We start from the raw sequence: 16,436 nt of genomic DNA, 5'->3' as shown, positions 1-16,436 counted from the left end.
CCGCACGGCGACGATCATGCCGGAAGAGTCTGTAAAAGGGTAATCACTATATGGAACTGGACCGGAACCTAAAACCGGTAACAGGAAACGGATTGACATGGCAGACAGAATCAGCGTTATCAACCCGGAAGAACTGGCTCCGCCCCGCGGTTACTCCCACGCGGTCGCCGTGAAAGGCAGCCACACCACGATCTATATCGGCGGGAAAAACGGCATTGCACGTGACGGGTCTGTGGTCGGGAAGGGGGACCTGAAAGCCCAGACCGGGCAGGCGCTCGAGAATATCCGGGCAGTGCTCGATGCTGCCGGTGCGGATCTTTCCGGTGTCGTAAAATTCACGATTTACCTTGTCCAGGGCCAGGACGCGCGGGTGGGTGCCCTTGCATTCCTCGAAAAATGGGGTGACAGCCCACGGCTGCCCGCGGTTACCGTGGTGTTCGTCGCAGGCCTCGGACACCCGGACTGGCTGGTGGAGATCGAAGCCGTTGCCGTTGTCCCGGAATAACATAAGGGGTTTTCCTCAGGGGATACCATTTCCCGCGGAAAGATATTAGGGTCACCGCCGCGGCGGGCATGAAGATATTCCGGGAAAACCGGTGCAATGACCTGCCGCAAGAACACTCTTCACCGAAGTCCCCCGGGGAGTTCCCGCGTACAGCGATAATTTTTGACCTGGCAGGGATCAATAGTGACTATGGGTGTATGCAGCGACTGTGCCATGTACCGCCCCGGAAAAGGAGACCAGGGAGAATGCCGGATAAACGGGCCGGTTCCTCCCGACCGTGAGGCCGAACGGTGTCCTTCCCGGAGTTTTGTCTCGCGGAGCTGAAACTCCTGTTCCTCCGGGGTAAATTTTACTATTTATGACCGGGGATTGCCCGGTAATCCCGACCAGCGGGTATATTATCCTGCAGGTCTCAGATGTTTTGTCATACGAATACACGTGGAGGAAAACCCGATATGAATCACACCATCCCACGAATCACGGCGGCCCTCGTCGGGGCATGCCTTCTCTGCCTGCTGGTCGCTTCCGCGTCAGCAGGATTTTCAGGAACCATGCTCGGACCGGGTCCGAGCGGTTCACAGCAGTTCTCGATTGCCGCCCTGACAGGAGGCAACCAGTGGAGCAGCGCAAGCCTCATTTCGTCGGCTGCCGCGGGGAATTTCGGATCACAGACTCATTTCATTCTTACGAACTGGACACCCCCGGAAAACCGGACCTACACAACACCGACCCGGGAGACTCCCGCGTTCATGCAGCCTGCGACAAGTTCCCGCTATAACTGGGACACCATATTTGCAAAACCGACGCCCTTCTGCGGATGCGGCGGGTGCAGTTAATTTTTTTTTTGATTCCCGATAACACAGATTCACCGTTCCGCATCCATGATCCGAGCCCTATTGGAATTTTCTTCACCCGATGGTCCGGTGTCAGGGGTCGGCAGTGATTTCAAAATAGCATGGACCGGTATATCAGTCTCTCCGGGTGATCTTCAGGACGACCAGGGTCTCTTCATAGACATCCCTCTGCCCGGTCATGCATACATTGTAGTTCAGGTCCCTGAATATCTCACCGACCTCGTGAATACCGGTAAGCGACGATACGAGGAGAAGGATCCGACCGCCGGGTGCGAGCACCCGATCTACCTGCCCGGCGAACCGGGTTATCACCTCCCTCCCGGAAATTCCCCCATCGAGCGCATATTCGAGCCAGTCGCAGATCCGTTCTTCGGGCTGGGTCGGCAGGTAAGGGGGGTTGAAAATAACCATATCGAACGGCCCGGAGAGCCCGTCCATCAGGTCTGCCCGGACGACTTCTATCCCCAGGTCCCTGGCCTCCCTTACCGCAAACGGGTTGATGTCGGTGGCGACCACGCGGGTTTCCCTGGCCAGCCGGGATGCGATGTACCCCGATCCGGTGCCGACCTCGAGCACTCTCTCTCCCGGCCGGAGTTCCTTTAAAGAGCATTCGAGCAGGAAGTAGGTATCCATCTCAGGGGAATAGACCTGGGGGTGCGTCATGGGCAGACCGTGTTGGTGATCGTCGCGAAGTCCTCGAGATAGAGTTCCTCGGGCCGGGACACCAGGATCTCCTGCGGGAGAACTTCCAGCATCCGTTCCACGTGTTCACGTTTCAGGATACCACCCGAGCTTTTCAGGCAGTTCTTCACCGTTTTCCGCCTGTGTGAGAAGAGGGCACGGACAACATCGGCATACAGGGCCTGGTCGCAGATAGGAAATATCGGTCCCCGGGGGATCAGTTTCATCACCGTCGACCGCACCTGGGGCCTGGGAGAGAAACACTGGGGCGGCAGGTCGAAGCACCGTTCGACGCAGCAGTAGGTCTGCACCATGATGGAGAGGCGCCCGCATTCGGGGGTCCCCGGGGGAGCCATCATCCTACGGGCAAATTCGTACTGGTACATCAATATCGCACATTCAAACCCGGCATCGAGAAGCCGGAAGGTGATCTTGGACGACGCCGAGTAAGGTAAATTCGAGATCGCAAGTTCGAAGGGTGGATATTCGCACCTGGTTGCATCGCCCCGGATGACACAAAGTCTCCCCAGAGCGATCTCGTCGGAAAAAAGGACGGAAAGGTACTCGACCAGTTCGGGGTCGATTTCGATGGCGTTTACCCGGGCCCCCCGTTCAAGGAGCGCCCTTGTGAGCACCCCCTCTCCGGGCCCTATCTCAAGGACATCCCGGCCCTGTACGGGAACGAGATCGGCAATGCGTTGCACCGCATTGGGATCGACCAGAAAATGCTGGTCTTTCGGCGCACTCATTTCGACGTAAACACGTGGTATTTTACATCGGGATCCTGGAGTTCTTCAAGGATCCGGCTGATAATCATCTTCTCCGGGTGGGGGATGGACTTGATCCGCTGCGAGATCTCGGCGAAACTCTCGAAGGGTTTCTTCTCCCGCTCCTCGAGGATCTCCCACATAAGTTTCTTACCTATGCCGGGAAGCAGGTGGAGCATATGGAGTTTCGGGGTGACCGAGATCGACTTGTTGAAAAACTGGACGAAATCCGGTTCCCGCTCCTTTACGATCCGTTCGACAACGAAGGGCAGTTCGAGTTTTGCGGTCTGGGTGAGATCGTCGTATCGTATCCTTCGCTTTACCCGCTCGACCTTCTCCCTCTCACCATCCCCGATGTAGACATTGTCGTGGATCTGGATCTCGACCCGCTTCGGGATCAGTTCCAGCAACTTGAACTGCTCAACCCCGATGGCCTGAACGATGGGCTCGCGCTTGAACGTGGGGCGTGGGTCTTCGGCATGACCTTTCAGGAGTACGTCAAGCACTATGGCGTTGACCTCTTTCTTCTCCGCCTTCATTCACAGCCCCTCAGAAATGTGTTTTTACCAGGTCGAGGATTCCATCGAGCTCTTCGCCGGTGAGAGAGTACTTTTCCTTGGCATATACTGCCCGGAGCTCGTCCCTGGTCCTGGGCATCAGGTTGGTAATCCGGTAGGCGATCTCCGGTTTCATCTTTTCCATCTTCAGGAGCTCGCCCGCCAGGTTCTTTGCCTGCTCTGCGGAGGTTTTCGACAGCTGGTTGGCATGCTCGATACTCTTCCGAAGCTCATAGGACATCTCTTTTCCCGCCTCAAGGCGCTCCGATTCAACCGTAATCAGGATCTCTTTCAGTTCGGGAAGTGTGATCTTCTCTTCGCGAATTATACCTTTTACCTTCATGCCAATCCCCTCTTGCTCAACTGTTACCTTTGGGCTTTTAGATGTTGCGGTCTGGCGATTACGACCTTGTCTTTATCGCCGTCCCGGATCGAAAGGACCCAGGCCCTGCCCCGCTGGCCCATGACCGTGCCGGTCTTTCCATGGAACCTGCGGTTCGGCATTCCCTTCTGTATGCTCGGTTCGCAGACTACATGTACTTTCTGCCCGATCTCGAACTGCTGAATTACTGCGGTGACGGGAACAATTCCCCTTCGCCGGAGGTCTTTCTTCAGCTTATACCGCGTCTTTTTTCGTGTTCCGTTGTGATGTGCCATTGTTTATTCTCCGTCTGTGAATCCTTCCACCTGCACGACGTCGAGCGTGCAGACCTGTGCAGGTCTTCCCAGGATCTCCGCAAGACTTGGTCGGGTCCGGCCGTTGTCACCCGATATGAGTTCTTTGATGTAAAGTCCGGCCTCGCCGGTCACTTCCAGCAGGTATCTTCCCTGCTCTTCACCGATGAACTCGATATCAAGGACTTTCCTTTCCCTTACCAGGTCTGCGCGGCGGTGTGCGACCCTCTGAGGGGTGCGCTGCTCTATTTTCACCCCTTTCAGGGCTTCAATCGCCGATTGGAGCTCATTCCTGGATAAAGGACTTTCAACCTCGATCAGGATCCTGTATTTTTTATAACCTTTGTGTGATTTAATAATTTCCACCTCGTCCCTGCGGCTCCAGCGCAGGGAAGAGACAGAAACCCTTTCTTTGGCCTGTTCGTTGATCAATTCCTCGAGAGCATGCAGGTCGACAGACCTTCTCCTCGGCGAGACCACCTCCAGAACGAAGGGCCTCCCGGTGCCGACCATCCTGGCATCGATATCCTCCCGTCCCGCCCCGTGGAGAACGGCAGACTCTGCCCCGAAGAACTCCGTGACCGGGCGGCCGATCAGTTCCTCCACCGAGTCGGGGTACATTTTCCCGGTGAAATTGCATCGTTCGCACCCCGCACCGCGGCAGACCCTGCAGTCCCAGTGGGTCTGAGGTATACCCCGCTCGAACTTCCTGTACCTCCCGTAGATGAAGAGAGGGGATATCTGCACCTCGACCACCCCGTGCTGCAGGTCGAGGATAATCACGACTTCAGGATGCGACAAGTCCGCGGATTTTCCGGTGAGCTCCGATACCGCTTTTCCCACCTCGCGGTTCATTTCGGACTTCAGCGCTTCGGAGCCGCCGAGGCCGAGGTCGCTCCACACCATCTCCTCGCTTTCGGCCATGAGGGGCGGCACACGTGTCCCGATGAGGAACGTTGAGAATTCTATCCCTTCGGTCGCATGGACAACCCGCCCGGCCCATGCCGGGACGGCGGCAAACAGGTCCCCGCAGATCCAGCAGGGGCCCTCGTGTGAGTGAAACGGGAGGTTTGCATGGAGATAATAAGCAATCCTAAGCGCAGAACCGCGGTCTTTGTTTGTCAGTCCGAAGGATCTCCTCCCGTAGAACCTGCCCAGGCAGTGATCGCAGACATCCCCGTACTCCAGAATTCTTCCTACCTCTTCCATCAGGCTCACGAAGATTCCCTCCGGTCGATCTCGTTCAACACTATCGTTATGGCGTGATCGGCATGGAGCGAGCGGGGCCCGACCGAGTACGCCGGAAGATCCCTGATCATGTCGCGTTCCTCCGGGGAAAAATCATGGTGATCGCTTAAAAGGTACGTGTCGGGAAGCGCCGGTTCATCCCGTATGTCGCTTCCGGCCTCGTCAAGCACTGCAGGGGGCACGTCGCGAAGCAGGCAGGCAAGGCCACCTTTCCTGACGTAAACGCCAGGGGTCGATTCCCTGAACTCCTCACCCGCGTGCAGGGCGAGGGCTTTTTTGATCAGGGCACCGGCGCTCCGCTCGTCCGGGGAGAGATACCGCACCTTTTCCCCCGAAAAGAGGACGGTCTTCGGAGGTTCGGGTTCGCCAAGGAGCACAAGGTAGCATTCCACGTTCCTCCGGAGGTCGTGCGACAGGAAGAGGGAAGAGTTGACGCACCGGCAGAGCACGTCCATCCTTCCCGCTCCACCGGGCATGTCGTTTAAGGAAAAGTCGCCGCTGGTCTTCGCAAGATGGCCAAGCACGATAAACCGGATCATGAAAAACGCCTACATCCCGCCGAAGCGCTTCATCATCCGCTGCATGTTGAACTTGCCCTGTCCGCCCCGGGCTCCCTTCAGGGCCCGCTTCATCATCTTGTAATAGCGTATCAGTTCCCGGACTTCCTCGGGGGTGGCCCCGGCACCGAACGCGATCCTCTGGATCCGGGAACTGCCGAGCACCGACGGGTCGTCGAGTTCTTCCGCGGTCATCGAATCCATGATGATCCGGTAGCGGACCATCTTGGTGCTGGTGACATCGTACACGTCGGTGGGGAGCTCCATGCTCCCCATCGGGAGCATGCTCATGATCTGCTTTAAGGGACCCATCTTGTTCAGGGCCTCGAGCTGCTTGTACATGTCCCGGAGGGTGAACTTGCCCCTCATCATGGCGTTGATATCAAGCTCGCTGGTGGAGATGGACTCTTCAGCCCTCTCCATCAGGGCTTTCAGGTCACCCATCCCCAGGAGCCGGGAGATGAACCCGTCGGGATCGAACCGTTCGAGATCCTCTATGGTCTCGCCCGAACCGATGAAGACGATACCGCTCTTTGTCTCGGAGACCGCCGAGAGCGCGCCTCCTCCCTTCGCGGTGCCGTCCATCTTGGTGATGATCACTCCGTCGATGTTGATAGCCTGGTGAAACCGGCGGGCCTGTTCACTTGCCTGCTGGCCGAGTGCGGCATCGATCACCAGCCACCGGTGGGTGGCCCGGGTCATGGTGTTGAGGTCGATGATCTCCTGGATCAGGTCTTCTTCGAGGGCGTGACGTCCCTGCGTATCGATGATGACCACATCGACCCCGCTCATGGCCTTCAACCCGTCTTTCACGATCACCCGGGCGTCCTGCACCTTCGGGTTCCCGAAACAGGGGACGTTGATCCTGCTGCAGAGTGTGTTCAACTGGTCGAACGCACCCGGGCGGAACGTATCGGCACAGATAACCCCGACGCGGAGCCCTTTTCGCTGGAAGTAGCGGGCGAGTTTTCCCGTGGTGGTGGTCTTCCCGCTCCCCTGCAGGCCGGCCATGAGGATAGTCTGGGGCCCGAGCTTCACCTCCGCGGTCGAACCCATAAGGCGGACCAGTTCCTGGTACACGATACGGAGCACGTGTTCGCGGGCGGTCATCCCCTTGGGAGGCTCCTCGTCGAGCGCCCGGGTCTTTATCGCCTGGGAGAGCTGCATCACCAGCTTGACGTTTACATCGGACTGGATCAGCGCCCGCTGAAGGTCCCTGACCAGCTCTTCCACCGCTGCCCGGTCGACCACGGTCTTTCCGGCAAGTTTCTTCAGGGCATCCTTGAGGGACGACCCCAGCTTATCCAGCATGTTCAGGCCGCCTCCTTCAGGAGCTCGTCCACCAGCTGGCGGGGCGAAAACGGCATGATGTCATCGTACCCCTGGCCCACACCGAGGAACATCAGGGGTTTCCCGATGGTATGGGAGATCGAGATGGCTGCGCCACCTTTCGAGTCCATGTCCGCCTTGGTCAGCACGACCGCATCCGCACCGACGGTCTTCTCGAATTCGAACGCCCTGACCACCGCGTCGTTGCCCGCGACCGCCTCGTCGACGTAGACGATCAGGTCCGGCTGCATGACTCTCCGGATCTTTTCGAGCTGGCTCATTAGGTTTGCCCGGTTGTGGAACCGGCCTGCGGTATCGGCAAGCACCACGTCGATCTTATGGGCATTGGCATACTGCACGGCATCGAAGAGGACCGCCGAGGGGTCTCCTCCCTGCTGGTGCTGGATAACCTTGATCCCGAGTCTGGTGGCGTGGACATCGATCTGTTCGATCGCGCCCGCCCGGAAGGTGTCCCCGGCACCTATCACCACGGAAAAACCGTTCTTTTTAAGGTATGCACCAATTTTCGCAACAGTGGTGGTCTTACCGGTCCCGTTTACCCCAGTGAACAGGATCTTTACCGGCCGGTCGTGTTCCCGGATGTAGGAAACCAGGTCGAATCCCTCCCCGAGCACATCAAGCAGTGCATCCCTCAATGCGGCCACCACAATTCCATCCACCGATTCACCGAATTTTCGCCGCGATCCGGTGAGGTCATTCCGGATATGGCTGATTATCTCTTCGGTGACCGGGAGGGCCACGTCGCTCTCGAGAAGTCCCATCTCGAGCTCGAAAAGCGGCTCTTCGATATCCTTCTCGCTGATGACGAATTCCCTGTCGGTGATCAGGACTTTTACCTTCGAGATGATGTTCGTACTCTTTTCCGGAGCGTGTTCCGGCCGTGCCCCGGAATTTTTCCCGCGGTCCTTGTTACTTTCCGGGGAAGCTGATGCTCCCTCCGGTACCTGTGCGGAGGCCTCGATGGTGCTGCCCAGCTGGCCCTGGATCTGTTTGAGCCTGTTTTTCAGCCCCTCGAACATACCAGACCTCAAACCTTGCCGGCGATTACTCGTCCGCCTGGCGGGGGGCTGCTGCAGGGGCCTGCGGGGGCATCTGTGACATCTGGTACCCCATCTCCAGTCTCCTCGCGATCTCGTTCATCTGGTTCTGGACCTTGCCGAGAGTCTCTGCGACCTTCTTGCTCGAGGCTTCCATCTCCGTGATCCGGTCGTTCAGGTAATCGACTGCTTCCTGACTCGTACGCTGCACGATGACCTCGGCACCGATATTTACCAGAACTTCGTCGGGCGTGCTGACCTTTGCGCGAACGCTTACGCCACCCCCCATCTGAAGGAGCACGGTACTCTCCCCCGCTTCCATGAGGCCTTTAAGCGCCTCAATCGCGGCGTGAGCTTCCATCCTTCCCTCTTCCAGCATTCCCAGCTGCTGGGAGAAGATCTCTGCCTGCTGGCGGTACTCGTTCAGATAGATCTGCAGCGTCTGCATCTCTCTCGGGTCAACGGCGTCCACGTTATTCACCATTGATCATCTTCACGGACTGAACAGTGATATACCTTCTTTTTAGGCGGTGCTTGCTCCCAAATACCGCAAACGCTCTCTCGCGTGCCTGATTCTCATTCGGGGCGGGGATTACCTTGGTGTAAGGCTTCCAGTCATCCCCGATCTTGAAACTGCCTGATACTTCAAAAGATTTCATCTCAATTCCTCACTTATATGAATCCAAATACGTCTTCTATCCTGCCGAGCTCGAACCCGCTGGTCGCCAGTCCGGCCACGTATCCGTTCTGGTTCGCCAGGAGACCCGCGCCGACAAGGCCGCTCCCCATGTTCACAGAGCCCGTTCCCACGGGCAGGTCGGTCACCGATTCTATACGCTGGATCTCGGTCCTGCTGCTCCGGGGGTGAGCGATAACTCCCCTGTTCGTTGCGACGGCGGCCATTCCCACCGTCTTCACCCCTCCAAGGGAAAGGGTGACCACAGGGACCTTGAGAAATTCTCCCACCTCGTCTGCCAGGGATCGCGGCATCTCCGGGTGAACCGCGCAAAAGACGTCGTTAACCAGGATTACATTCCCGGCCGCATTCATGGTATCCTCGAGCAGGAACACGTTACGATAACGGGAGAGGCAACCGATCTCTTCATCGCTTGCAAGCCCGCTTACTACGAACCCGTTCCTGTTCCCCGCGAGGAGGGACCCGATGATAGTGCTTCCCTGGATGGTGGTCTCCACGAGCTCCACCTTCAGGGTCTCCACGAGGGCCTTCCGGAAATCTTCCGGGGCTTCCGGGGGAATTACTGCAATATCATCGAATGCACGTGCAAAGACGCCGATATTGGGATCTCCCGCAAACGAGACGGTTCTTTCCATCTTATTCCTCGGCGAGCTCGGCCTGGACCTGCCCGTCCTCGAACTTCATAGCCCTGACCCTGATTCGGGAGGGCGGTTTGCTGCTTCCCCTTTCCCAGACGCGCTCGTTAATGCTCCGGTCGAGTTTTACGTCTTCGCTCTTCATATGCCGGGAAAGGTACTTCCTGATGTCCTTGATCGCGGCGTTGCTCCGTTTCCAACCGGGGGCTCTCTTCACCGCCCGGAGAGGGATGATATAGATCTGTTCTTCCATCTTGTCTGCCATCGCCAATCACACCTTAAGAGTGGAGCGTCTCCAGTGGCGCCGCTTCGGGTGGGACGTCACACCACGCTTGGTCCGGAGCGTTACCCACGCGGGGACACGCCGGTTCTGTTCACATGCCTTTGCCAATCGAATTTTGTAACCTTTTGTTGATCTGCTCATGTTTCTGACCTCCTTATTCAGGCTCTCCCGACTACAAGGGACTGCATATGGTGCGGGGGGAAGAATGCTTCAGGGCTCATTCCCCTGGCCGCCAGGGCTTCCCTTATCTCCCCCTCGTAGTCACCGTTCTCCAGTGCCCCGGTCTCCCCGTACTGCACCCTGAGCAGCCGTTCGGACAGCCGCGTGATCTCCGGTTTCCCATAGCCCAGGAGGGGGCGGACATAGGAGCACCCGCAGCAATCGCGCAGCCGCTGGACTTCATCTCGGGTGAGCATGGGAACCCGGTCATCCAGCCGTGTCCCATCGGCGACCACTCTGTAGTCCCTGCAGAGGACCCCGATGGCGGCCCGGTGTACCATGTTGATCGCGTCGTTGGGATACCCGCACGCAATCACCGATGCAACCGCCCCTTCAAGGATCTCCGGTGCGAATACGTGCATCCTGTGGGAAAATCCCAGCGCTTCGGCGGCCTTTATTACGCCCTGCAGGGTTCGGGCCGGGGTGAAGACGAACGTATTCAGCTCCACCTCGTAATCCCTGGAAAGCATCAGCGCCGCAAGGGAGCTGTCCTTTCCTCCGCTGAAGAGCACCCCGGCCTTCATCCTACGCGCCGTATCCGGAATTCTTTCTTTTCAGGCTGGATCTGCTGGAGGATGGCTTTCAGCTGCTCGTCGGTGATCTTCCCCCTGAGACGCCCGGTCTGGGCCAGCATCACCAGCTGCTGCTCGACCGCCCTCGCAAAGTCCGGGCGGGTGAGCCTGATGGTGTTCAGCCGTTCCCTGGCTTCCGGTTCCATTATCTGCTGCAGGACACGCTTGAGGGCATCCTCGGCCTGTTTCTGTCGTTCAAGCTCGTCCTGCATGGACTGCTGGTCCATGGACTGCTGCTGCAGCTGCGCCATCTTCCTCCTTCGCAGTTCAGCAAGCTCGTCGTCTCCCATCGGGGTCGCCTCGACTTACTGTGCGGCGGCTTCGGTCGCCTTCGCGGCAGAAGCCTTGGAAAGGGAATTCGCGAGCCCATCCATGAAAGAGGCTCCCGCGGGCGAGACGCGCCTTCCGGCTTTGTCCTTGGTGATCAGCCCGGCAGCCTCGAGCTGCTGCAGCGATTTACGAAGGATGGATCCGCTGCCCTTGCGGAACCTGCTCGGCTTCGAGCCACGGTCCTGTTTTCCTCCGTAGAATGTTCTCATCCTTTCCACACCGACGGGTCCGTCGATATACACCCGGCGGAGGATCGAGGCCACCCTGGTGAACCACCAGTCGGGGTCCTCGGGCGGCATCTCGTTATGTACTCCCGTCTTGGCGAATGCCGCCCATTCGGGAGGTTTTATCTCCGGCCGTTTTTTCAATTCTTCTGCCAGGCTTCTGATGAACCTGTCGGCCGGTACGTCGTATACGGTTGTCATGTCTTGACCTCACTGTCACTAGAACGATATAACAGTCTTTACTTATTTGTTCAATAGCCTTTTATATATTTCTGGAAAGGGTGCATGCGGGCCGGCCTGAAAAGGATCGGGAGGATTATTTCTTTTTGCGCGCCGCAATGACCATGGTGCGGCCCCTCACATCGACCAGGTCTCCGCCGGACAGTTCGACTATCCTTGCGGGGTCCACCTCGGTGTTTTTGAGCCATTTTATTTTTACCAGCCTGCGTTTCTCGAGCTGCTGCTGTATCTCTTCGATCAGGGCCATGGTACATCCCTGTTTTCCTATCCAGATTGTGGGTTTCAGGTCATGGATAGCGCGGGCTTTGTCATCCCCGTTCATGCTTCCTCCTTAGTACATACCGGGTCTGGAAGCCGCACGCGAGGCAGGTCGCAATCACCTTTCCCCGGTACACTCTGACCCTCATGTTCGCCCCCGGTACGAGGTAGGTATGGCACTGATGACAGAACCTTCTCCGGAACTCACGTTCGATCCTGATCCGCTGGCGCATGGCGATCTTCCTCGCGAGTTCCACGCACCTGCTGCTCCAGGCCGGGTTCTCCCGGTAAAACCGCTCCGCCTGCCGGAAAAGCACCGCGATGCGCTCGCGTGCAATCCGCTTCGCCTGGGGTTGTGCGTTCTTCGGGGGCATGGGAAAACCGCTCTCGTATCCTTACACTAATCGTCCGGCATCGTAATTAAAACGGTCCCCGGGGATGCTCCGCATTCCCCGTTCCTACAGGATCCGCACCCGGCCGTCTTCCACCCTGATGCGTCCCTCGCAGAAGAGCTGGACCGCCCGGGGGAGGCACCGGTGTTCCCTCTGAAGTATACGCTCCGAAAGACTCTCTTCGGTGTCACCCTCGATGACCTGTACGCATTCCTGGAGGACGATCGGGCCGGTATCCATACCTTCGTCCACCAGGTGCACGGTACAACCCGCCACCTTCACCCCGCATTCCAGTGCCTGACGCTGGGCATGAAGACCTGGGAAACTGGGGAGGAGCGCAGGGTGAATATTCATGATCCTGCCGGAAAACTCGTGAACGATGCCTTTTCCAAGGATCCGCATGTATCCCGCGAGCACGAAGAGGTCGGCATCCGTCTCGCGCATGACCCGGATCAACTGGTCCTCGTACCGGTCCCGTGAGGGAAATGTACGATAATCAACCAGCGAGACCGGGATTTCTGCTTCTTTTGCCCTTACAATGGCATAGGCGCCGGGATTATCGGTGATGAGACGGGAACACCGCCCGGCAGTGATGTCCCCGGACCGCGTGGCGTCGATGATCGCCTGGAAATTTGATCCCCTGCCAGAGGCGAGAACCGCCACCAGTTTCATTGCGGGTGCTGCTCCGGAGAATACCCGTTCTCCTCGGTTGCCAGGTGGTGAAGGATCAGCTTCACCTTGACGATACGGCGCGCCATCATCTGCAGGACGACGAGCGTCACGTGGCTTTCCTGGAGATACACGCTCTCCCCCGGATGGGGGATATGTCCCAGGCGATCGATCAGGAGCCCCCCTATGGTCTCGTACGACTCGTGGATGGGGAGGTTGAGGTCCAGTTCGTCGTTTAAGTCCTCCACCCAGACCTTTGCGTCCACCACGAAGACTCCTTCGCCGGTCTGCTGGATCTCAGGCTCTTCCTTGTCGAACTCATCGAGGATGTCCCCGACCAGCTCTTCAAGGATGTCTTCCAGGGTCACGATCCCGATGAACGTGCTGTATTCATCGAGCACGACCGCCAGCTGCACTTTCCGCACCTGGAGCTCTTTTAAGAGGTCGTCGATCTTCTTGGTCTCCGGGACAAAGAACGGGTCATACATCAGGTCCTTGATAGGAGTATTCTTTTTCCCGGAGAGGACCGAAGAGAAGGCATCCTTCACGTTGAGGACTCCGATGATGTTGTCGACCTGTTCGTGGAAGACCGGGATCCGGGAGAACCCTGTCTCGTTGAAGACCTGCAGCGCCTGGTTCAGGGTCTTTGTATCCTCCACCACCACGACGTCGACCCGGGGGGTCATCACCTCGCGGGCAATGGTATCGCCGAACTCGAGGACGGAATAGAGCATTTCCCGCTCTTCCTGCTCGATGGTCCCCTCTTCCTTTCCGACCTCGATCCATTCCTTGATCTCTTCTTCTGTGACCGCGGGTTCCGTAAGGGCCGTCCCGGCTCCGCCGCGATGGACCATCTTCTCCCAAAGGTGGATAAACGGAACGAAGAGCCGTGAGAAATAGTAGATGGGAGGCGCCACAGTGAGCGCGAGCTTCTCCGAGTACCGGGATGCATACATCTTCGGACCGATCTCCCCGAAGATCAACAGCAGGATGGTCACGACCCCGGTGGCGATCCCTACCCCGATATTCCCGTAGATACTGATGGCGAGTGCAGTCGCGATCGCGGCTGCGGCGACGTTCACGATATTGTTCCCTACAAGGATGCTGATCAGAAAGTGGCTGGGGTTTTCCTTCAGTTCTGCGAGCCGTTCCGCCCCCTTTCGTTTCTCGTTCACCAGGGTCCTGACCTTCGCCCTGGTGATGGAGATCAGGGCCACCTCGGAACTTGAGAAGAATGCCGAGAGCAGGATACAGATGATGAAGAGCAGAAATAGGAGATAATCTTCAGCCATCGACTTCACGCCGTTCAACGGCTAAAAATATTGTTTTGTTCATAGGTTCAATCGGTTGGCTGTATAGTATGGAACCAGTGTTTTATAAACCCAGCGATTATCCGAAGCATTCCCGCATAAACGCCACTTCTTCCATGAGAATCAGTATCTTTTCTTCCGAACAGAGGTCGTGGACGAAGTTCATGTCCTCGAGCTCGAGGGTTACGTGTCCCCGGTATCCTGATTCCGCAAGATACGTGAGGATCTCTTCCATTTCCGGTTTCCTGTCGAGAGGCAGGTGCATGACTCCCGCGCTCGCCCTCCCCGCATGGACGTTGACCAGGCGGTCGTGGCAGAGATCGATATACCGCCTGACCTCTTCGACCGAGACGCCCATGGCATGCGAGATGTCGAGAGTGAAATAAAGCCACGGCTCGCGGTCGAGGAGTTCCCGGACCCCTGCAGGGGTGCAGAGGAGAGAATTGACCTTATTCTCCATGTTTTCAATGGCGATCTTTACCGTTCTTCCCTTTGACGACCGGTGCACGGCATCTATATAGTGTTCGAACCGGGCATAGTCGGCCTCGCTCGGATTTCGCTTGGCAGTCCTCCTTCCCGGGTGGATGGTGAGGACGGGTGCTCCCACCCGTTCCGCGATCGCGATCGACTCGAGGGTGTATTCGACCGACGCGGCCGCCACCCGGGGGTTGATGGAACAGGGGTTGAGATCGAGAATGGGTGCATGAAGCGTGACCGGGGAGAGTACGGGATGATCCCGGATGCACGATGAGAGCTCGGGCACCGGCATATCCCGGAGCCAGAAATGCGGCGTTTCCATCCAGAACTCCATGGTGTCGAGGCCGGCTTCCTGCACGAAGTCGAAGATCTCTTCCACCTGGTACTCGTGAAAGAACATGCTGGAGACTGCGAACTGAACCATGCTGGTATTTGATATTGATTCGGCGCGTATTAGTTGTTAATGGACAAGTCCCAGACGACCCTGGACCTCGACGCGGGTGCGGGACACATGGACGTCCTCCGGGTGTCGCAGGTCAGCGCCCTGATCGCGTCGGTGCTGGACGACCCCAGGTTCCAGGACATCTGGGTGAGGGGCGAGGTGACCAACTTCAAGTGTCACACCAAGGGACACTGTTACTTTTCTCTCGGTGAGCGGGACGATCATTCCGTTGCCACGCTCCAGTGCGTCATGTTCCGCACCGACGCCCGGAGGCTGGCATTTTCCCCGCGGGACGGCATGGACGTTCTCGCGATGGGTTCGATTGGACATTATGCGCCCCAGGGAAAGTACCAGCTTTACGTGAAGGAACTCCGCCTCGCCGGTGAGGGAGAAAAACACCTCCTGGTCGAACGCTGGAAAAAGGAACTCGAAGCTGAGGGACATTTCGACCAGGCGAGGAAGCGGCCGCTGCCGCCGTATCCCGGCAGGGTAGGGGTAGTCACCTCCGGCACCGGTGCGGTACTCCAGGATATACGGAATGTAATCGCCCGGCGGTATCCCCTTGAGATTGTGCTCTCCCCGGCCGCGGTCCAGGGAGACGCCGCGGTAGGAGAGATCACCGAGGCGCTCGCCCGGATCGACGGAAAGACTGACGTTATCATCATCGCCCGGGGCGGCGGGAGTTTCGAGGACCTGTTCCCGTTCAACGATCCCCGGGTTGTACGGGCGATATCCTCGTGCAGGACCCCGGTAGTGAGTGCGATAGGACACGAGGTGGATGTCACCCTCGCCGATTTTGCCGCCGACGTGCGGGCGCCCACCCCTTCGGCGGCGGCCGAGCTGGTGGTCCCGGACAGGGAGGTTCTCCTCGAAAACTTACGGGAGAATAAAAACAAGCTCGCGGGTTCGCTGCTCTCGAGGCTGGAACGTGCGGCCGAACAGCTCGGCCATCTCCGGGAACGGATGGCCCCCCGGAGACTCGAACGAAGGATTACCGAAAAGAAGGAAGACCTCGCAGTTGCGGATGAACTCCTCGAAAAGGTGATGCGTGTACGCCTGGAACGCGAACACCTGCACATCTCTTCGATGAAGAGCTCGATCGAGGCACGAAATCCTTACTCGATCCTTTCCCGGGGATACTGTATACCCCGGGCGGAGGGCAGGATCGTGAGGTCCGTTTCCGAAATTTCCAGGGGAGAACGGATGGAACTGCAGATGCAGGACGGGGAATGCGAAGTCACGGTGGAGGAGAAGCATGAGCGTAAAATATGAAGATCTGGTAAAAGAACTGCGGGAGATTGTAAGAAAGATGGAGGATCCGGATACCAGCCTCGACGAGAGCATCCAGCTCTACGAGAGGGGGGCGGTCCTCATCAGCCAGGCCGAAAAACTCCTGGAAGAAGCCGAACTGAAAATATCGAGTCTTGGATGCGATCCTGGGAAAGGCTGACCCGGTA

At 57.9% G+C, this 16,436-nt stretch carries 26 protein-coding genes; 4 read left to right on the top strand and 22 right to left on the bottom strand.

Features of this window, described 5'->3' with window-relative positions:
* Positions 1–97: 97 nt before the first annotated feature.
* Together J2741_RS11400 and J2741_RS11395 are read left to right on the top strand one after the other, a co-directional pair.
* A complete protein-coding gene (locus J2741_RS11400; RefSeq protein WP_209675367.1) occupies positions 98–505 on the top strand; it encodes a RidA family protein in 408 nt (135 codons plus the stop codon).
* 455 nt (positions 506–960) lie between these two features.
* Positions 961–1,341 (top strand): hypothetical protein, encoded by a 381-nt coding sequence (locus J2741_RS11395; protein WP_209675366.1) that lies wholly within the window; start codon positions 961–963, stop codon positions 1,339–1,341.
* A 132-nt stretch (positions 1,342–1,473) separates the two neighbouring features.
* Here the strand turns inward: J2741_RS11395 and J2741_RS11390 are convergent, their stop codons facing one another.
* From J2741_RS11390 to J2741_RS11285, 22 genes are all read right to left on the bottom strand, one after another.
* Positions 1,474–2,022 (bottom strand): HemK2/MTQ2 family protein methyltransferase, encoded by a 549-nt coding sequence (locus J2741_RS11390; RefSeq protein WP_209675365.1) that lies wholly within the window; start codon positions 2,020–2,022, stop codon positions 1,474–1,476.
* Complete coding sequence (gene rsmA / locus J2741_RS11385) at positions 2,019–2,789, bottom strand: 16S rRNA (adenine(1518)-N(6)/adenine(1519)-N(6))-dimethyltransferase RsmA (protein ID WP_209675364.1); 771 nt, start codon at positions 2,787–2,789, stop codon at positions 2,019–2,021. The genes J2741_RS11390 and rsmA overlap by 4 nt, the downstream gene beginning before the upstream one ends.
* Positions 2,786–3,346: a DUF655 domain-containing protein gene (locus J2741_RS11380; protein ID WP_209675363.1), complete on the bottom strand. Its 561-nt coding sequence runs from the start codon at positions 3,344–3,346 to the stop codon at positions 2,786–2,788. The genes rsmA and J2741_RS11380 overlap by 4 nt, the downstream gene beginning before the upstream one ends.
* Before the next feature lie 10 nt (positions 3,347–3,356).
* Positions 3,357–3,707 carry an RNA polymerase Rpb4 family protein gene (locus J2741_RS11375; RefSeq protein WP_209675362.1) on the bottom strand — a complete coding sequence of 117 codons (351 nt, stop codon included), beginning with the start codon at positions 3,705–3,707 and terminating at the stop codon, positions 3,357–3,359.
* A gap of 23 nt (positions 3,708–3,730) precedes the next feature.
* Complete coding sequence (locus J2741_RS11370) at positions 3,731–4,021, bottom strand: 50S ribosomal protein L21e (protein WP_209675361.1); 291 nt, start codon at positions 4,019–4,021, stop codon at positions 3,731–3,733.
* Positions 4,022–4,024: 3 nt separating this feature from the next.
* Entirely contained in the window at positions 4,025–5,257 is a 1,233-nt protein-coding gene (locus J2741_RS11365; protein ID WP_209675360.1) for a tRNA pseudouridine(54/55) synthase Pus10, read from the bottom strand.
* Positions 5,254–5,826: a tRNA (pseudouridine(54)-N(1))-methyltransferase TrmY gene (gene trmY, locus J2741_RS11360; protein ID WP_209675359.1), complete on the bottom strand. Its 573-nt coding sequence runs from the start codon at positions 5,824–5,826 to the stop codon at positions 5,254–5,256. The genes J2741_RS11365 and trmY overlap by 4 nt, the downstream gene beginning before the upstream one ends.
* Before the next feature lie 9 nt (positions 5,827–5,835).
* Positions 5,836–7,155: a signal recognition particle protein Srp54 gene (locus J2741_RS11355; protein WP_209675358.1), complete on the bottom strand. Its 1,320-nt coding sequence runs from the start codon at positions 7,153–7,155 to the stop codon at positions 5,836–5,838.
* A 2-nt stretch (positions 7,156–7,157) separates the two neighbouring features.
* Positions 7,158–8,213, bottom strand: a complete 1,056-nt coding sequence (ftsY, locus tag J2741_RS11350) for a signal recognition particle-docking protein FtsY (RefSeq protein WP_209675357.1) — start codon at positions 8,211–8,213, stop codon at positions 7,158–7,160.
* A 25-nt stretch (positions 8,214–8,238) separates the two neighbouring features.
* Positions 8,239–8,715: a prefoldin subunit alpha gene (pfdA, locus tag J2741_RS11345; RefSeq protein ID WP_209675356.1), complete on the bottom strand. Its 477-nt coding sequence runs from the start codon at positions 8,713–8,715 to the stop codon at positions 8,239–8,241.
* A complete protein-coding gene (rpl18a, locus tag J2741_RS11340; protein WP_245249517.1) occupies positions 8,705–8,890 on the bottom strand; it encodes a 50S ribosomal protein L18Ae in 186 nt (61 codons plus the stop codon). Before rpl18a ends, pfdA begins: the two co-directional genes overlap by 11 nt.
* Positions 8,891–8,903: 13 nt before the next feature.
* The gene (locus J2741_RS11335; protein WP_209675355.1) at positions 8,904–9,563 is read right to left on the bottom strand and encodes a translation initiation factor IF-6; all 660 of its coding nucleotides are present in this window, start codon (positions 9,561–9,563) and stop codon (positions 8,904–8,906) included.
* Between the two features lies 1 nt (position 9,564).
* Complete coding sequence (locus J2741_RS11330) at positions 9,565–9,828, bottom strand: 50S ribosomal protein L31e (protein WP_209675354.1); 264 nt, start codon at positions 9,826–9,828, stop codon at positions 9,565–9,567.
* Between the two features lie 6 nt (positions 9,829–9,834).
* Entirely contained in the window at positions 9,835–9,987 is a 153-nt protein-coding gene (locus tag J2741_RS11325) for a 50S ribosomal protein L39e (protein ID WP_209675353.1), read from the bottom strand.
* A gap of 17 nt (positions 9,988–10,004) precedes the next feature.
* On the bottom strand, positions 10,005–10,589 hold the full coding sequence (locus J2741_RS11320; RefSeq protein WP_209675352.1) for a DUF7411 family protein: 585 nt from the start codon (positions 10,587–10,589) through the stop codon (positions 10,005–10,007).
* Positions 10,586–10,927, bottom strand: coding sequence for a DNA-binding protein (locus J2741_RS11315; RefSeq protein ID WP_209675351.1), 342 nt, complete (start codon positions 10,925–10,927; stop codon positions 10,586–10,588). The genes J2741_RS11320 and J2741_RS11315 overlap by 4 nt, the downstream gene beginning before the upstream one ends.
* Before the next feature lie 15 nt (positions 10,928–10,942).
* Positions 10,943–11,392 carry a 30S ribosomal protein S19e gene (locus tag J2741_RS11310; RefSeq protein WP_209675350.1) on the bottom strand — a complete coding sequence of 150 codons (450 nt, stop codon included), beginning with the start codon at positions 11,390–11,392 and terminating at the stop codon, positions 10,943–10,945.
* A gap of 115 nt (positions 11,393–11,507) precedes the next feature.
* A complete protein-coding gene (locus J2741_RS11305; protein WP_209675349.1) occupies positions 11,508–11,753 on the bottom strand; it encodes a YhbY family RNA-binding protein in 246 nt (81 codons plus the stop codon).
* Complete coding sequence (locus tag J2741_RS11300) at positions 11,740–12,063, bottom strand: ribonuclease P protein component 4 (RefSeq protein WP_209675348.1); 324 nt, start codon at positions 12,061–12,063, stop codon at positions 11,740–11,742. The genes J2741_RS11305 and J2741_RS11300 overlap by 14 nt, the downstream gene beginning before the upstream one ends.
* An 84-nt stretch (positions 12,064–12,147) precedes the next feature.
* The gene (gene purN / locus J2741_RS11295; RefSeq protein ID WP_209675347.1) at positions 12,148–12,753 is read right to left on the bottom strand and encodes a phosphoribosylglycinamide formyltransferase; all 606 of its coding nucleotides are present in this window, start codon (positions 12,751–12,753) and stop codon (positions 12,148–12,150) included.
* Complete coding sequence (locus J2741_RS11290) at positions 12,750–14,042, bottom strand: hemolysin family protein (RefSeq protein ID WP_209675346.1); 1,293 nt, start codon at positions 14,040–14,042, stop codon at positions 12,750–12,752. Before J2741_RS11290 ends, purN begins: the two co-directional genes overlap by 4 nt.
* A 97-nt stretch (positions 14,043–14,139) precedes the next feature.
* Positions 14,140–14,961 (bottom strand): sugar phosphate isomerase/epimerase family protein, encoded by an 822-nt coding sequence (locus J2741_RS11285; protein WP_209675345.1) that lies wholly within the window; start codon positions 14,959–14,961, stop codon positions 14,140–14,142.
* Between the two features lie 39 nt (positions 14,962–15,000).
* On the opposite strand from J2741_RS11285, the gene xseA reads away from it, so the two are divergent.
* The gene (gene xseA, locus J2741_RS11280) at positions 15,001–16,251 is read left to right on the top strand and encodes an exodeoxyribonuclease VII large subunit (RefSeq protein ID WP_245249515.1); all 1,251 of its coding nucleotides are present in this window, start codon (positions 15,001–15,003) and stop codon (positions 16,249–16,251) included.
* Positions 16,235–16,429, top strand: coding sequence for an exodeoxyribonuclease VII small subunit (xseB, locus tag J2741_RS11275; RefSeq protein WP_209675344.1), 195 nt, complete (start codon positions 16,235–16,237; stop codon positions 16,427–16,429). Before xseA ends, xseB begins: the two co-directional genes overlap by 17 nt.
* Positions 16,430–16,436 lie beyond the last annotated feature (7 nt).

The sequence above is a fragment of the Methanolinea mesophila genome (genome assembly GCF_017873855.1).
GTDB lineage: Archaea > Halobacteriota > Methanomicrobia > Methanomicrobiales > Methanospirillaceae > Methanolinea_B > Methanolinea_B mesophila.
Note: the sequence above shows the minus strand (reverse complement) of the source record. Positions and strands in the feature narration are given on the sequence as shown.

Excerpts from the sequence above, each read along its gene's own strand:
- J2741_RS11305 (WP_209675349.1), bottom strand. The coding sequence starts at position 11,753 with ATGAACGGGGATGACAAAGCCCGCGCTATCCATGACCTGAAACCCACA.
- J2741_RS11315 (WP_209675351.1), bottom strand. The coding sequence starts at position 10,927 with ATGGGAGACGACGAGCTTGCTGAACTGCGAAGGAGGAAGATGGCGCAG.
- J2741_RS11370 (WP_209675361.1), bottom strand. The coding sequence starts at position 4,021 with ATGGCACATCACAACGGAACACGAAAAAAGACGCGGTATAAGCTGAAG.
- J2741_RS11390 (WP_209675365.1), bottom strand. The coding sequence starts at position 2,022 with ATGACGCACCCCCAGGTCTATTCCCCTGAGATGGATACCTACTTCCTG.
- J2741_RS11335 (WP_209675355.1), bottom strand. The coding sequence starts at position 9,563 with ATGGAAAGAACCGTCTCGTTTGCGGGAGATCCCAATATCGGCGTCTTT.
- J2741_RS11330 (WP_209675354.1), bottom strand. The coding sequence starts at position 9,828 with ATGGCAGACAAGATGGAAGAACAGATCTATATCATCCCTCTCCGGGCG.
- J2741_RS11375 (WP_209675362.1), bottom strand. The coding sequence starts at position 3,707 with ATGAAGGTAAAAGGTATAATTCGCGAAGAGAAGATCACACTTCCCGAA.
- J2741_RS11395 (WP_209675366.1), top strand. The coding sequence starts at position 961 with ATGAATCACACCATCCCACGAATCACGGCGGCCCTCGTCGGGGCATGC.
- pfdA (WP_209675356.1), bottom strand. The coding sequence starts at position 8,715 with ATGGTGAATAACGTGGACGCCGTTGACCCGAGAGAGATGCAGACGCTG.
- ftsY (WP_209675357.1), bottom strand. The coding sequence starts at position 8,213 with ATGTTCGAGGGGCTGAAAAACAGGCTCAAACAGATCCAGGGCCAGCTG.
- J2741_RS11325 (WP_209675353.1), bottom strand. The coding sequence starts at position 9,987 with ATGAGCAGATCAACAAAAGGTTACAAAATTCGATTGGCAAAGGCATGT.
- J2741_RS11290 (WP_209675346.1), bottom strand. The coding sequence starts at position 14,042 with ATGGCTGAAGATTATCTCCTATTTCTGCTCTTCATCATCTGTATCCTG.
- J2741_RS11355 (WP_209675358.1), bottom strand. The coding sequence starts at position 7,155 with ATGCTGGATAAGCTGGGGTCGTCCCTCAAGGATGCCCTGAAGAAACTT.
- J2741_RS11310 (WP_209675350.1), bottom strand. The coding sequence starts at position 11,392 with ATGACAACCGTATACGACGTACCGGCCGACAGGTTCATCAGAAGCCTG.
- xseA (WP_245249515.1), top strand. The coding sequence starts at position 15,001 with ATGGACAAGTCCCAGACGACCCTGGACCTCGACGCGGGTGCGGGACAC.
- purN (WP_209675347.1), bottom strand. The coding sequence starts at position 12,753 with ATGAAACTGGTGGCGGTTCTCGCCTCTGGCAGGGGATCAAATTTCCAG.
- J2741_RS11300 (WP_209675348.1), bottom strand. The coding sequence starts at position 12,063 with ATGCCCCCGAAGAACGCACAACCCCAGGCGAAGCGGATTGCACGCGAG.
- xseB (WP_209675344.1), top strand. The coding sequence starts at position 16,235 with ATGAGCGTAAAATATGAAGATCTGGTAAAAGAACTGCGGGAGATTGTA.
- J2741_RS11400 (WP_209675367.1), top strand. The coding sequence starts at position 98 with ATGGCAGACAGAATCAGCGTTATCAACCCGGAAGAACTGGCTCCGCCC.
- J2741_RS11285 (WP_209675345.1), bottom strand. The coding sequence starts at position 14,961 with ATGGTTCAGTTCGCAGTCTCCAGCATGTTCTTTCACGAGTACCAGGTG.
- rpl18a (WP_245249517.1), bottom strand. The coding sequence starts at position 8,890 with ATGAAATCTTTTGAAGTATCAGGCAGTTTCAAGATCGGGGATGACTGG.
- rsmA (WP_209675364.1), bottom strand. The coding sequence starts at position 2,789 with ATGAGTGCGCCGAAAGACCAGCATTTTCTGGTCGATCCCAATGCGGTG.
- J2741_RS11320 (WP_209675352.1), bottom strand. The coding sequence starts at position 10,589 with ATGAAGGCCGGGGTGCTCTTCAGCGGAGGAAAGGACAGCTCCCTTGCG.
- trmY (WP_209675359.1), bottom strand. The coding sequence starts at position 5,826 with ATGATCCGGTTTATCGTGCTTGGCCATCTTGCGAAGACCAGCGGCGAC.
- J2741_RS11380 (WP_209675363.1), bottom strand. The coding sequence starts at position 3,346 with ATGAAGGCGGAGAAGAAAGAGGTCAACGCCATAGTGCTTGACGTACTC.